A 13,191-nucleotide genomic window follows, 5' to 3' on the forward strand; every position below is an offset into this window, starting at 1 on the left:
CCGAGACGGGTGACGCGGTTGCCTCCGCCGCGAACGCCGGCACCGCTGCGGATCAGGCGGCAAGCCCCGCGGCGGCGCCGGGTGGCGGGTCCGGGCAAATTCCTGGCATCGGTACGGAGACCGTCGCCGCGGGCGCGGCCGGTTGATTTACCCTCTACATTCGGCCCCGCGCCCGCTGTCGCTGCTGGGCGCCCGGGGGCCCGCCCCCCCCCCCCCCCCCCCCGGAGTGGCGAACGCACCCGGCCGGGCGAGCACACCGGGTGCGTTCCAGACCGGGCCGGGCACCATTCCGAGGTTGTGCCGCAGATCGCCGAAATGGGTGTCGCTGGTGGTGAGGACGATCCGTGCCGGCGCCCGGAAACGATCCCAGAGCAACCGCACGAACAGATGGTTCGCGAGCACGTTCACGGTGAACGTGGCCTCGAAACCCTCGGGGCCGGCGGTGAGTGCGTTCGTGTATTGGATTCCGGCGTTGCCGAGAAAACCGCGCAACGGTGGCAATTCGCCGGAATCGATCCGCTCGCCGATACGGGTGGCGGCGCGGCGCACGCTGTCGAGCGAACCCAGGTCCGCCGCGCAGTACGACACCGCGGCTGCGCCGGCCGGCTCCGGAAGCCCCACCCCGGCGCCGTCCCGGGTCACGACGACCAGATGTATATCGGTCGAACCACGCAGGATGTCGGCGGCGGCGGCCCGGCCGATTCCCCGGCCGGCGCCGGTCATGACGAGAGTATGCGGCATTCGTGCTCCTCACTGGTTCCACCCCGGGCCGCGGCCGGCCCCGCTCCCCCAGATTCCCGCCGGTTCCGCGCACCTACCAGGGCCCTTCGCAGACCACGGACCGGTAGTACCCAGGCTGATGCGGCGCCGGCGAGCGAAAATATGCGCATGGGCACCTCCGACGGCGGCTTCGGCCGGCTTCTGCACGCCTGGCGTGACCGGCTCGATCCTGCCGACGCCGGGATCTCGCCCGGCCACCGGCGGCGCGCGCCCGGGCTCCGGCGGGAGGAACTCGCCCAGCTGGCCGGTCTGTCCGTCGACTATGTGCTGCGGCTCGAACAGGGCCGGGCCCGCAATCCCTCCGCACAGGTCGTGGGAGCACTCGCCCGGGCCCTGCAACTCTCGCGGGCCGAGCGCGATCAGCTCTATCGCGCCGCGGGACTGCTCCCGCCGCGGGACGGGACGATCGATACCCATGTTCCGCCGGGCGTCCAGCGGCTCGTCGCCCGCTTGGGCGATACCCCGATCGGCGTGTTCGGCGCCGACTGGACACTCGTGTGGTGGAACGGTATGTGGGCCAACCTCTTCGGCGACCCGGAGCGTGTTCCGCCGGACGACCGCAATCTCGCCCGCGCGCTCTTCCGCGCCGGGGCCGCACACACCGCGGTGCGATCGGTGCACTCCGAACGCGGGGACGACACCTTCGCCGCAGCCATCGTCGCCGACCTCCGAGATGCCGCGTCCCGCTATCCGGCCGATCCGGGGTTGAACCGGCTCATCGGTGAATTGCGTTCGGAATCGGGCACTTTCGATGCATTGTGGTCCACCGGTACCGCGGCGACTCCCCATGCGAGCGAGCGGAAGACGATCCGCCACCCGGAAGTGGGCGATATCCTCGTCGACTGCGATGTCCTGCTGGTACCGGGTGTGGATCTGCGGATCGTGACCTACACCGCCCCGGCAGCGAGCAACGCCGCGAGCAAACTCGAGCTGCTCCGGGTCACCGGATCCCCCAGGAGTTGAGCAGCCCACGACAGCTACCCGGCACCGGCTCGATGTGGGAGCCGGGAAGGCCGGGCAGCGTCCCGAACCGACATCTCCGAAAATCGGTGGCGGACAAATGTCCGAAATGTCACGATCGCTGACGCTATGGATACCCCAGCGATTGTGATCGGCGCAGGCCAAGCCGGGATTGCTGCCGCACTGGCCCTTTCCGAGTACGGTTTCCGTCCGGTAGTGCTCGAAGCCGGTGTGGATACCGCGGGATCGTGGCCGTACTACTACGACAGCCTGCGGCTGTTCACTCCCGCGCAGCTGAACGCACTCCCCGGCAGGCCGTTCCCGGGTGATCCGCACCGGTACCCGGCGCGCGACGAGGTCGCCGCCTATCTACGGCGGTGCGCGGCCGGAGTGCGGGGCGAGATACACACCGGGCAGCGGGTCACCACCGTCGCGAAGGACGGCGGGCGGTTTCTGGTGCGCACGGCCGGCGGATCCGAGTTCGGCGCGCCCGTGGTGGTCTCGGCGACCGGTGGGTTCGCCAATCCCCATCGCCCGGAGATCGCGGGGCTGTCCGCCTTCACCGGCGCAGTACTGCACGCCGCCGAGTACCGCCGCCCGCAACCGTTCGCCGGGCAGCGGGTCGTCGTGGTCGGATCCGGGAACTCCGCCGTCCAGATCGCCGCGGAACTCGCCGCCGAGGCCCAGGTGATCCTCGCGCATCGCACACCCCTGCGTTACGCGACAACCGAACCGATTCCGGCCGACTCGAAGTTCTGGCGAGCCATATCCCTGGCTGCGCGACTGCCGATCGGGCAATACTTCCGTAGCGGCACGATCCCCATCGTGGACACCGGGGGCTACCGCGACATCTTGAAGCTGGGCAACCCAGAGGCCCGGCCGATGTTCACCCGGGGCGAGGGACGGGTACTGCATTGGCCCGACGGCCGCCGCGACGAGGTGGACACCGTCGTTCTGGCCACCGGATACCGTCCCGCGCTGGCACATCTGGGCGGCCTGTGCAGGCCCGATGCGACGGGTTTCCCACCGCATCGGAACGGACTGTCCACCGTTCACCCGGGACTGGCGTTCCTGGGCCTGGAGTATCAGCGCAACATCCTCTCCGGCACCCTCCACGGCGTGGGACGCGACAGCCACTATGTGGCGCGTCGGCTGGCCCGGTACGCCTGAGCGATCCGGGCGCACGGAGCCGAACGTGCGCCGCGACCGCAGCCAAGGGACGTTCGCGAGACCTGTTCTCGCGACCGATATCCGCGCTGCGCGACTAACGGGACTGCTCGGCGAGCGCGCGGCCGATGAGCCGAGCGCCCTCCGGGAAAGCCCCGGGATTCGGGCCGGAGAAGTTGAGGCGCAGGTAGGCGCCGGTGGGTTCGGCGGGGAACCATTCGTCGCCGGGTGCGACGATCACACCCGCCGCGTCACAATCGGCGACGAGGCGGGCGAGATCGGTACGTTCGGGGAACCGCACCCAGAGGTGCAGCCCGCCGCGGGGAACCAGTTCCGGTCGTGCGGCGGGAACGTGGTCACGCAGGGCGGTGAGTAGCAGGTCGCGGCGGGTGGCCAGCTGCCGGCCGAGACCGCGAAGATGGGTGCGCCAACCGGGGTGGGTGATGATATCGAGCGCCACCGCCTGGAGCAGACCGCTCACATACATCGCCTCCGCCTGGGCATCGGCCAGGATCCGCTCCCGGGCCGGACCGCGCGCGACCACGGCGGCGATCCGCACCGCCGGCGAAACACTCTTGGTGAGCGACCGTAGGTAGACCACATGTCCGTTGTCGTCCCGGGTGGCCAGCGGCACCGGCTCGGCGTCGATCCCGAAATCGTGTGCCCAGTCGTCTTCGATCAGGAACGCGCCGAACCGCCGGACCACTTCGAGTACTTCACCCGCACGCCGCGACTCCCACTGCACCCCTGTGGGATTGGCGAAATGGGGCTGCGCGTAGAACGCCCGCGCGCCGGTCTGCTCGAAAGCGCGCGCCAACTCGTCGGGGTGCGGCCCCTGGGTACTGCTGGGCACCGGCACCATCCGCACACCCGCCCGTTCGGCGGCCATGATCGCACCCCAGTAGGTCGGGGATTCGACGAGTAGCGGACGGCCCGCACCGATCAGTGCTTGAAAAATCGTATTCAGCCCGCTCTGACTACCGGGGAATACCACCACATCGCCCGGCGCCGGTGGGGACACCCCGGCCGGGGTGATCGCAGCCAGCTCCGTCGCGAACCAGGACTGCAGATCCGGCAGGCCCGCGCTGGGCGGGCGGTTCACCGTCGCGTCCCCGCGCGCCGCCCGGGCGAACGCGGCCCGGACCAGGCGTTCGGGAAGCAGCTCCCGGTCCGGGTATCCGGAGTGCAGGGCGATCCGGTCGTTGGGAACCGTCCTGAGTGCGGTGAACAACCGACCGGCGCGATGCGGCGGTGCGCCCAGCGCCGCGGTCTGCCAGCCGTAGTCGTGCGGCTTGGCGGCGCGGGCGGACCGGACGAAAGTGCCTACGCCAGGCCGGGTTTCGATCAGACCCTGCGTTGTCAGCATGCGCAGCGCCTTCTGCACGGTGACCGGTCCGGCGGCGTAACGCGTCACCAGGTTCCGGGTGGAGGGCAGCCGCGCGCCCGGCGGGGCCGTGGCGATCCAGCCACGGAGGTCCGCGGCGATCCGTGAACTGCTATCGTCAGACATGAGGAAACATAGTAGCGCTATCGCCAACTCTGGCACACCGCTATCGTCAGGGCCGGTCTGGGGCCTGCTCGGCGTTCTGGCGTTCTCGTTCACGGTTCCGCTCACCAGATACGCCATGGCCGGAGGCGGTCTCTCGCCGCTGTTCGTCGCCGGTGCGCGCGCGATCGTCGCGACCCTGTTGGCGGCGTTCGCCCTGGCGCTCACGAAACAGCGCCTGCCGCACGGCGGCCAATGGCTGCGGCTGGGGATCGTCGCGGGTGGGGTGGTCGCGGGATTTCCCCTGTTGACATCGTTCGCGCTCACCGAGGCGTCGGCCGGGCACAGCGCGGTCGTCATCGCGCTGCTACCGGCGGCCACCGCCGTACTGGCGGCGCTGCGCGGACGGGAACGCCCGCCGCCCGCGTTCTGGTTCACCGCCCTGGCCGGGACCGTAGCGGCGGTGGGATTCGCCGCGTTCACCGGCACCGGCTTCGCGGGACCACACTGGTCGGATCTGCTACTGCTCGCCGCGGTGTTCGCGGCGGCGGCCGGGTACGCCGAGGGCGGCCTGCTCGCCCGCGAATTGGGTGCGTGGCAGACCATTTCCTGGGCCTTGGTCCTGTCCGCGCCGGCGATGGCCGCACTCACGGCCGTATCGGTGGCTCAGCAGCCGCCCTCGGGATCACCGGCCCAGTGGAGCGCCTTCGCCTACCTCGGGGTGGTGAGTATGTTCCTCGGCTTCCTGCCCTGGTACCGGGGTTTGGCACTCGGTCCGATGACGCGGGTCAGCCAGGTTCAGCTCATCCAGCCGGTGTTCACACTCTGCTGGGCGGTACTCCTGCTGAACGAGGCACTGACCTGGCCGACCGCGCTCGGCGCGCTCGCGGTGATCGCCTGTGCCGCGAGCGCGGTGCGCACCCGGCTGCGCGAACCCGCCCGGCCCGGAATTGCGCACGGCAATCACGGCCCGGAAGACGGCGCGCAACCCACTTCCGCCGCGAACGCACCGGACGAACCGATACCGGCCCGGCATCGCTGAGACCGGAAATGCTGCGGTACGCCACCCACCATTCCACTCCGGCGGGGTCGCGCGGGTCGGATCGACCCTGCCCCGTTACCGAAAGGTCCGGGATCGATTCGGTTCGGCGCCCGGCACCGGCGGTCCACCCCGACTCCGGGGCCTCGACGGCGTGCGCCGCCTCAGCCCGCCGGAGAAACCGTGCTACCCGCCGCGATCAGCGCGTCCGGGCCGACGCCGAGCGGCGCCGGACCCGGCGCCGGCGGATTCGTCTCCGCCGCCGGAGCTGCGACGGTGGCGTCGATCAGGGGTAGACGAGTTCGCGGTAGGTGTCCAGGATCTTCTGGATCGACGAGGTGACGGGCAGCCCCTCCTCGTCCAGCCGCGCCCAGACATATCCGGCATGCGCACTCAGCACCACCGGGCCCGTCGATTCCACTTCGACCGCGAAATGCAGCCGCCGCACCGGTTTCCCGGCGGGCGACAGATAGTCGAAGTCACCGACGTGGTGCCGGATATCGGTGACCGTGAGCCCGGTTTCCTCGCGCACACCGCGGATGAGCGCTCCGGCCACCGATTCCCCCGGTTCCACCGTCGCGCCGGGGAGCTTACGGGTGGGACGAATCGGACCGGTACTCGGTAGTTCCAGCAAGAGAACCTCGCCGCCCCGATCGATGATCGCGCCGACCCGCAGCCCGACCCCGTCTCGTTCACCACGTGGCAGGGTTTCGTCGAACATCGATACCGACATGGATGGTCTCACCAACCTTCGATCGGGCGGGACCCGCCCGAACAGACATGGGCGAGCAATTCGATATTACCGCGCCGTGACCTGGCGATAACACATGTTGACGGAACCCGAACGGATCATCGGCATCCCGCGGGCGCATATCCAGGCGTTTCACGCTCCCTGGCGTCCAGACCCGATGGCGGTGGACCAGTGGCCCGAAGCTCCTTGCCGGGCAACGTAATCGAAACACCGGCCGAAGTCCGGAGTCCCGGGACACAGCCGCCGGATTACGCGGCCGCGCCCCGTGCAGCCGAGCACATGTGACGCGCGCCGCTCCGGCCGGGATCGCGGCTGAACGGAATTGCTTGTGATGTGCGACACCGCATCCTCTCTGCGCACTCTGCCCCCGCGACCGATCGACCGCCCGTCTCGCCAACTGTCGCCGCGACCCGTTCGGCCACACCGCCTCGTCACCCGCGGCAGCGGTCACCTCCCACCAGCCCCCGACAGGTAGAGAATGTTGTTCTCGAAAATCAGAGTATTCATTCCGGACGGAGGAAACCGGACCTATGCTGAGCGCGTGCCCCAGGATCGTCGGTATCGGGTCGTCCAGTGGACGACCGGCAATGTCGGAAAAAGCTCGGTCCGCGCCGTAGTCGCGAACCCGGCACTGGAACTCGTCGGCTGCTACGCGTGGTCACCGGACAAGGTCGGCCGCGATATCGGCGAATTGTGCGGAATCGACCCGGTCGGGATCACCGCGACCGATGATGTCGACGCGCTGCTCGCCCTGAAACCGGACTGCGTGATCTACAACCCGATGTGGATCGATGTCGACGAACTGGTCCGGATCCTGGAATCCGGTGTGGACGTGGTGTCCTCCGCGTCGTTCATCACCGGCCACCGCCAGGGCCCCGGACGCGACCGCCTGCTCGCGGCGTGCCGGCGCGGCGGCTCCACCATGTTCGGTTCGGGCATCAGCCCCGGGTTCGTCAACCTGCTGGCCATCGTCTCGGCGGGTATCTGCGACCGGGTCGACAAGGTAACCGTCGCCGAGGCGGCGGACACCACCTTCTACGACTCCCCCGCCACCGAGCGCCCGGTGGGCTTCGGGCAGCCGATCGACCACCCCGGCCTTTCGGATATGACCGCCGAGGGAACCGCGGTCTTCGGTGAAGCGGTCCGGTTGATCGCCGACGCCCTGGGCGCCGAACTCGACGAGGTGCGCTGCGATGCCGAATACGCGCAAACCACAGCCGATCTGGATCTCGGCTCGTGGACGATCCCGGCCGGCTGCGTGGCCGGGGTATTCGCGAGCTGGAAAGGTCTCGTCGCCGGCCGCACGCTCGTCGAGCTGACCGTACGCTGGCGCAAGGGCCGGACGCTGGAGCCGGACTGGAAGATCGATCAGGACGGCTGGGTGCTGCAGGTGGACGGCCGGCCGACCGTGAAGAATGTGGTGAGCTTCCTGCCGCCCCCCGATTTCCAGGCCGAGACGATCGCCGATTTCATGACGCTGGGTCACATCATGACCGCCATGCCGGTGATCAACGCGATTCCGGCCGTCGTGGCGGCACCGCCGGGCATCGCCACCTACAACGATCTGCCGCTCATCCAGCCGCGCGGGGTCGTACCGGGTATCGAGTAGGCCCCGCCCGGCGACAGCGGGGCTCACAACGAGTCGCGGCTCTCGCGCAGCACGCGGTCCAGCGCCTCGAGCGCATCCTCGGCCGATCGGAGCGCGGCGACCTGCTCGTCGCCGAGCCGGGCCATCGCCCGTTCCACGGTGCCCGACCACACCGTGTGGATCGTCTGCCGGGCGCCGAAGGATTTCTCGGTCGGCGTGAGCCGGATCACCCGGCGGTCGACGGGGTCGGCCGAACGCGCGACCAGCCCCCGTTCGACCAGCCCCCGTACCGCGGCGCTGACATTGCTCTGCCGCATACCCAGCCGTTTCGACAGTTCGGTGACGGTGATCCCGGGGGTGGCCAGGATCTGTTTGAGCACGGCGAGTTCCGTGGTCGGCAGATGCGGTACGCCGGCGACTTCCGGGACGAGCCGATGCACCGTCCAGGCCAGGTCACGCAGGACCGTCGGCAGGTCGCGGCCGCCCTGGGTGCGACGATCGGAGTTCATCCCGTCAGACTATCGCATCGTTTGACATATATATTTTTTCATAACTATTCTGGCCGGGTTCTCTTTCCACGTCCAGGAAGAAGCCCATGCCAGAAACCGCCGACGCGCGCGACCATTCGGTCGGTCCCGCGCTGATCGCCGTGCTCGCCCTGCTCACCGCGGTCGCGCCGCTCGCCACCGATATGTATTTGCCAGCTTTCCCCGAGATGGCCGGCGAACTCGGCGCGAGCGCGTCCGGGATCCAGCTCACCCTCACCGCGTTCCTGCTCGGCCTGGGCCTGGGCCAGTTGTTCCTCGGCCCCCTCTCCGACACCTTCGGCCGGCGGCGGCCGCTGCTCGCGGGGTCGCTGGTCTGCCTGGTCGCCAGTATCGGATGCGCCGTCGCGCCCACAGTGGAAATCCTCGGTGTGGCCCGGTTCGTCCAGGGACTCAGCGGGGCCGCCGGGGTGGTACTGGCCCGGGCCATCATCTCCGATACCGCCCGCGGCGCGGCGGCGGGGAAACTGATCGGGGTCGTCACGGTGATCAGCGTGATCGCCCCGGTCGTCGCGCCCGTATCGGGTGGCGCGATCATCAATGCCACCGGATGGCGCATGGTTTTCGCCGCCCTCGCGGTACTGACGCTGCTCATGTTCCTGGGCGCGGCGGTCTTCGCGAAGGAATCACTGCCCGTGTCCGCCCGTACCCGCGGCGGGTTCGGGGCCACCGTGCGGAGTGCGCGGGCGGTGCTGGCGAACCGCAACTACACCGGTTACCTGCTCGCCTTCTGTTTCTCGTTCGCCGCGATGTTCGCCTATATCTCGGCGTCCCCGTTCGTGATGCAGGACGTGATGGGCCTGTCGGCCGGTACCTACTCGCTGCTGTTCGGCCTCAATGCCCTCGTCATCGTGGCGACCAGCAGTGTCTCGGCCGCGCTCGCGGGCCGGGTCGCCTACCGCACGATGATTGCCATCGGGCTGACCAGCGCCGCCCTCGCCACCACGGGGGTGCTCGTCGCGGTACTGCTCGGCACGCCGACGGTGCCGACGCTCATCCTGTTCGCATGGTTCCAGGGTTCGATGGGTTTCATCTTCTCCAACGCCACCACCCTGGCCCTGGCGGAAACCGATCAGCACGCCGGCACCGGGTCGGCCTTCCTGGGTTGCCTCCAGTTCGTCCTCGCCGCCGCGGTATCGCCGTTGGTCGGCCTGTGGGGTGAGGCGACGGCGACCCCGATGGCCGTTCTGATGCTCGGCGCGATTGCCCTGGCAGTACTGGCCTACGCCGGGCTCACCCGCGCGAAAACCGACGGACCCGCCGCTGCCGCCCGGAACACCCGGAATACCGCCGCGAAAGTTCCCACTCCGGTTTCCTGACAACAGCTTTCGCCCGCGACCGGCCGCCGGGCCCGAGCGGTGTGAGCCCCGGGCCGGCGCCGGGACGCACGGGCTATTATTCGCACAGTGCCTTCCGGTCCACGCGGTACCGCGCCCGGAGGCACCGGGCCGCCGCTCCACGGCCGGCCCGTAGCGCAGCGCAGGGGTTCCGATCCGCGCGGCCGGGCGATTCCGGCCGGGTCCGGATATCGAGCGCAGGAGGGGACGAGATGGACAGGCCGGCATGGGCACCCGACGGTGTGGACATGATGCAGCCGAGCCCGGCGCGGATGTACGACGCGCTGCTGGGTGGTTCGCACAACTTCGAGGTCGACCGGCTCGCCGCGCAGCGCGGTAGCCGGCTGGTACCGGATCTGCCCCGGCTGGCATTGAGCAACCGCGCATTCCTGCGCCGGGCGGTGCGATTCCTGATCGATGCGGGTATCAGCCAGTTCCTCGATATCGGGTCCGGGATCCCCACGGCCGGCAATGTGCACGAGATCGTCCGCGAATGCGATCCGCGCGCGCGGGTGCTGTACGTGGATATCGACCCCGTCGCCGTCGCGCATTCGCGAGCGATCCTGGTGGGCGACGAACGGTACGGCGCCCTCGAAGCCGACCTGCGCGAACCGGCCGAACTACTGGCCCGGGTACGGGATACCGGGCTGATCGATTTCGGGCAGCCGGTGGGGATCCTGCTCATCGCCGTACTGCATCTGCTCGCCGACGCCGATCTACCGGCCGCGAAGGTCGCGGCGCTCCGGGAGGCGGTGGCCGCCGGCAGTTATGTCGCCATCTCGCATCTCACCTCCGCGCTGCGCCCCGACGATGCCGAAGCCCTGCACCATTCGTCGCGGGAGGGCAACCAGGTCGGGATCCAGTTCCGCTCCCGCGCCGCGATCACCGCGATGTTCGACGGCTGGGAACTGGTGGAACCCGGTGTGGTCGAACTACCCCTGTGGCGGCCGGAATCCGACCGCGACCGGCACGAGGAACCGGGCCGGTCACTCGGCTTGGCCGGCGTCGCGGTGAGCTCCTGACCCGGAGGGTCCGGCGATGGGGCGCGCGGTGGCGGTACGAGATCTCGCGGTGGGCTGGGCCGACGCGCTCGACGGCACGGTGGCTCCGACCCTCACCCGCGACCGGATCGAAGACCTGCTGACGGTGCAGGCCGGACACCTCCTCGACGCCCTGCGCGGGAGCATCCCGCCCGAGTCCGCGCACCGTGCGGCCGAGGCGCTGGTCGCGGCGAACTACCGCGACCCGCGGGTGGTCGCGCGCACGATCCCGGTGATCTGCGGTGCGCTCGCCGAGTACGTGGCCGGGCAGGGGCCGTCCCGCGAATCCGGCGCGGTATCCGAGCGTGCGGTCCTGGTCGCCGCCGAGTTCGCCGCGGGTTTCACCGCGGCACTGCGCTCGGTATCGCTGTCCGAGCAAGAGGCCGTGCTGGCCGCGGCACTATCGGCCGCGCAGGAGTCCGAGCGGCGGCGCGAACTCTCCGAGGCCCGGTTCGCGGCGGTGTTCGCGGGCGCCTCGGTGGGGATCGGGACGGTCGACACCCACGGCCGAGTGCTGGAAGCGAATACCGCGTTCGCGGAAATGCTCGGCCTCGACGTGGGGCAGATGCGCGGCCGCCCGGTATCCGACCTGGTGGGCAAGGCCAATATCGGTGCGGCCTACACCAAGATGACCCAGCTGCTGGCGGGCGGTATCGACCGGTTCCGCCTCGAGCTCGACCATCTGCGTCCCGACGGGGCGCGCACCGGGATCGACCTGTCGATGTCGGCGGTACGCGACCACAGCGGGCAGGTGCGATTCCTGATCGGTGTGGCCGTGGATGTCACCGAACGGCGGGAACTGGCCGACCGCCTGTGGTACGACGCCAACCACGACGAACTCACCGGCCTGCCCAATCGCGGCCATTTCTTCCAGCGGCTGGCCGCGGCCGTGCCCCCGGTGGGGGTGGCGTACCTGGATCTGGACGGTTTCAAAGAGGTCAACGATCGCTGGGGGCACACCGTCGGCGACGAGGTGCTGCGTATCGTCGGCGCCCGCCTGCGGCAGACCGTCACGGCGGCGGGCGGACTGGCGGCCCGCCTGGGCGGTGACGAATTCATCGCGGTGCTCGAGCGGTGCACCGGCACGGGCGAATTGTCCACGCTCAGTGTCGATATGCACCGATCACTCACCGCGCCGATGGATATCCGGGGCCGGACGATCACCATCGGCGCGAGTATCGGCACGGTGTATCTCGAGGAGGCGCCGGCCGAGATCGACGAGGCGATGCAGGCCGCCGATACTGCCATGTACCGCAACAAGACCAAGCGACCCCGGTACTGACAACAGGTACCGGGCGCCCGCAGGACCCGGTGCACCGATGCGGCCGGCAGTGGACGATTGACATTTTATGCAGACCGGTCTACTTTTCAGCCATGGGTGCCAAAGGAGCCGAAACCAGACAGCGGATGATCGAGGCGACCCGCGCGTCCATCGAACGCCGCGGCTACTTCGGCACCGGACTCAACCAGATCCTGTCCGACAGCGGGACCCCGCGCGGTTCGCTGTACTTCCATTTCCCCGGCGGCAAGGACGAACTCGTCGCCGCCGCCATCACGCAGACCTCGGGCGTGATCGACGCCGCGCTCGCGGATGCCGACCTCTCCGATCCCGCCACCGCGGTCACCGAGTTGATCACCTTGCTCGGCGACCGGCTCGAGGCCTCCGGCTGGGAATGCGGCTGCCCCGTCGCCACGGTCGCCCTGGAGATCTCCGGTACGAACGATATCGTGCAGCGCGCCTGCGCCGGGGTCTACGAACGCTGGACCGAGGCGTTACGGATCAGCTTGCATACCGCCGGCCACCGCGATGCGGAGGACCTTGCGGTCTCACTGCTGGCCCTGATCGAGGGCGCGCTGCTGCTCGCCCAGACCCAGCGCGACCGCGCGCCGCTCGAACGTGCGGCACGCATCGCCCGGACCCTGCTCTGACCTGCCACGACTCGAACGCCTTTTCACGTCCCCACAAAATATGTAGACCAGTCCAGTTAGGAATCGCCATGACCCACTCCCCGGATTCCCTCGTCTTCGGCGCCGCCGGATTCATCGGTCGCGCACTCGTCGCCCGGCTCCTGCGCAACGGCCATACCGTGGCCGCCGCCGTGCGCCCCGGCAGCGGGGAACGGCTCACCTCCTGGCTCGACGAGCACGGCGCCGAGCGGGAGCGGCTGACCGTACTCGACTGCGATATCACCGATCCCGGGCTGGGCGACGTCGGCCGGATCGACCGCGCCGGAATCCGCGATGTGTACAACTGCGCGGCGCTGTTCGCGTTCGGCGCCGATCCCACCCTGGCCCGGGCCGTGAATATCGACGGCGCTCTGCATATCCTGGACTGGACGGCGACCCTGCCCGAACCGCGCCGGCTGGTCCATATCACCGGCTACCGGGTCACCGTCCCGGAGTCGGCCGAGCACGACTACGCGGTCGGCGCCTACGGCGCATCGAAATTCGAGGCCGATACGGTGCTGCGGCGCACACTCGACTTCCGCAACCCCGGG

The 13,191-nt window shown here is 69.5% G+C and carries 13 protein-coding genes; 9 read left to right on the forward strand and 4 right to left on the reverse strand.

Annotation, left to right across the window (positions count from 1 at the left end; genetic code table 11):
• Nucleotides 1-147 precede the first annotated feature (147 nt).
• Complete coding sequence (locus QH276_RS22340; protein WP_280406887.1) at nt 148-741, reverse strand: SDR family NAD(P)-dependent oxidoreductase; 594 nt, start codon at nt 739-741, stop codon at nt 148-150.
• A gap of 147 nt (nt 742-888) precedes the next feature.
• On the opposite strand from QH276_RS22340, the gene QH276_RS22345 reads away from it, so the two are divergent.
• Both QH276_RS22345 and QH276_RS22350 read left to right on the forward strand, forming a co-directional pair.
• Nucleotides 889-1,743 carry a helix-turn-helix transcriptional regulator gene (locus QH276_RS22345; protein ID WP_280396832.1) on the forward strand — a complete coding sequence of 285 codons (855 nt, stop codon included), beginning with the start codon at nt 889-891 and terminating at the stop codon, nt 1,741-1,743.
• A 126-nt stretch (nt 1,744-1,869) separates the two neighbouring features.
• Nucleotides 1,870-2,910 carry a flavin-containing monooxygenase gene (locus QH276_RS22350; RefSeq protein WP_280396831.1) on the forward strand — a complete coding sequence of 347 codons (1,041 nt, stop codon included), beginning with the start codon at nt 1,870-1,872 and terminating at the stop codon, nt 2,908-2,910.
• Between the two features lie 94 nt (nt 2,911-3,004).
• On the opposite strand, the gene QH276_RS22355 is transcribed toward QH276_RS22350, so the two are convergent.
• Entirely contained in the window at nt 3,005-4,417 is a 1,413-nt protein-coding gene (locus QH276_RS22355; protein ID WP_280396830.1) for a PLP-dependent aminotransferase family protein, read from the reverse strand.
• Here QH276_RS22355 and QH276_RS22360 point away from each other — a divergent pair.
• Nucleotides 4,416-5,435 (forward strand): DMT family transporter, encoded by a 1,020-nt coding sequence (locus QH276_RS22360; protein ID WP_280406888.1) that lies wholly within the window; start codon nt 4,416-4,418, stop codon nt 5,433-5,435. The two genes, QH276_RS22355 and QH276_RS22360, sit on opposite strands and share 2 nt — an antisense overlap.
• A gap of 283 nt (nt 5,436-5,718) precedes the next feature.
• Here QH276_RS22360 and QH276_RS22365 read toward each other — a convergent pair whose 3' ends face one another.
• Entirely contained in the window at nt 5,719-6,165 is a 447-nt protein-coding gene (locus QH276_RS22365; protein ID WP_280396829.1) for an NUDIX hydrolase, read from the reverse strand.
• Between the two features lie 559 nt (nt 6,166-6,724).
• Here QH276_RS22365 and QH276_RS22370 point away from each other — a divergent pair.
• Nucleotides 6,725-7,792 carry an NAD(P)H-dependent amine dehydrogenase family protein gene (locus QH276_RS22370; protein ID WP_280396828.1) on the forward strand — a complete coding sequence of 356 codons (1,068 nt, stop codon included), beginning with the start codon at nt 6,725-6,727 and terminating at the stop codon, nt 7,790-7,792.
• Between the two features lie 23 nt (nt 7,793-7,815).
• Here QH276_RS22370 and QH276_RS22375 read toward each other — a convergent pair whose 3' ends face one another.
• Nucleotides 7,816-8,280 (reverse strand): MarR family winged helix-turn-helix transcriptional regulator, encoded by a 465-nt coding sequence (locus tag QH276_RS22375; RefSeq protein WP_280396827.1) that lies wholly within the window; start codon nt 8,278-8,280, stop codon nt 7,816-7,818.
• Nucleotides 8,281-8,366: 86 nt separating this feature from the next.
• Here QH276_RS22375 and QH276_RS22380 point away from each other — a divergent pair, with 86 nt between their 5' ends.
• From QH276_RS22380 to QH276_RS22400, 5 genes are all read left to right on the forward strand, one after another.
• Nucleotides 8,367-9,635, forward strand: a complete 1,269-nt coding sequence (locus QH276_RS22380) for a multidrug effflux MFS transporter (protein ID WP_280396826.1) — start codon at nt 8,367-8,369, stop codon at nt 9,633-9,635.
• A 230-nt stretch (nt 9,636-9,865) separates the two neighbouring features.
• Nucleotides 9,866-10,675, forward strand: a complete 810-nt coding sequence (locus QH276_RS22385; RefSeq protein ID WP_280396825.1) for an SAM-dependent methyltransferase — start codon at nt 9,866-9,868, stop codon at nt 10,673-10,675.
• 28 nt (nt 10,676-10,703) lie between these two features.
• A complete protein-coding gene (locus QH276_RS22390; protein ID WP_280396824.1) occupies nt 10,704-11,975 on the forward strand; it encodes a sensor domain-containing diguanylate cyclase in 1,272 nt (423 codons plus the stop codon).
• Between the two features lie 92 nt (nt 11,976-12,067).
• Nucleotides 12,068-12,622, forward strand: coding sequence for a TetR/AcrR family transcriptional regulator (locus tag QH276_RS22395; RefSeq protein ID WP_280396823.1), 555 nt, complete (start codon nt 12,068-12,070; stop codon nt 12,620-12,622).
• Between the two features lie 68 nt (nt 12,623-12,690).
• Nucleotides 12,691-13,191, forward strand: a 501-nt coding sequence (locus QH276_RS22400) for an NAD-dependent epimerase/dehydratase family protein (protein ID WP_280406889.1), incomplete at its 3' end; no start/stop codon positions are given.

This window comes from Nocardia carnea (assembly GCF_029869215.1).
Lineage (GTDB): Bacteria > Actinomycetota > Actinomycetes > Mycobacteriales > Mycobacteriaceae > Nocardia > Nocardia carnea_B.

Coding starts and splice junctions, on each gene's coding strand:
- QH276_RS22340 (WP_280406887.1), bottom strand. CDS start 741: ATGCCGCATACTCTCGTCATGACCGGCGCCGGCCGGGGAATCGGCCGG.
- QH276_RS22345 (WP_280396832.1), top strand. CDS start 889: ATGGGCACCTCCGACGGCGGCTTCGGCCGGCTTCTGCACGCCTGGCGT.
- QH276_RS22350 (WP_280396831.1), top strand. CDS start 1,870: ATGGATACCCCAGCGATTGTGATCGGCGCAGGCCAAGCCGGGATTGCT.
- QH276_RS22360 (WP_280406888.1), top strand. CDS start 4,416: ATGAGGAAACATAGTAGCGCTATCGCCAACTCTGGCACACCGCTATCG.
- QH276_RS22355 (WP_280396830.1), bottom strand. CDS start 4,417: ATGTCTGACGATAGCAGTTCACGGATCGCCGCGGACCTCCGTGGCTGG.
- QH276_RS22365 (WP_280396829.1), bottom strand. CDS start 6,165: ATGTCGGTATCGATGTTCGACGAAACCCTGCCACGTGGTGAACGAGAC.
- QH276_RS22375 (WP_280396827.1), bottom strand. CDS start 8,280: ATGAACTCCGATCGTCGCACCCAGGGCGGCCGCGACCTGCCGACGGTC.
- QH276_RS22380 (WP_280396826.1), top strand. CDS start 8,367: ATGCCAGAAACCGCCGACGCGCGCGACCATTCGGTCGGTCCCGCGCTG.
- QH276_RS22385 (WP_280396825.1), top strand. CDS start 9,866: ATGGACAGGCCGGCATGGGCACCCGACGGTGTGGACATGATGCAGCCG.
- QH276_RS22395 (WP_280396823.1), top strand. CDS start 12,068: ATGGGTGCCAAAGGAGCCGAAACCAGACAGCGGATGATCGAGGCGACC.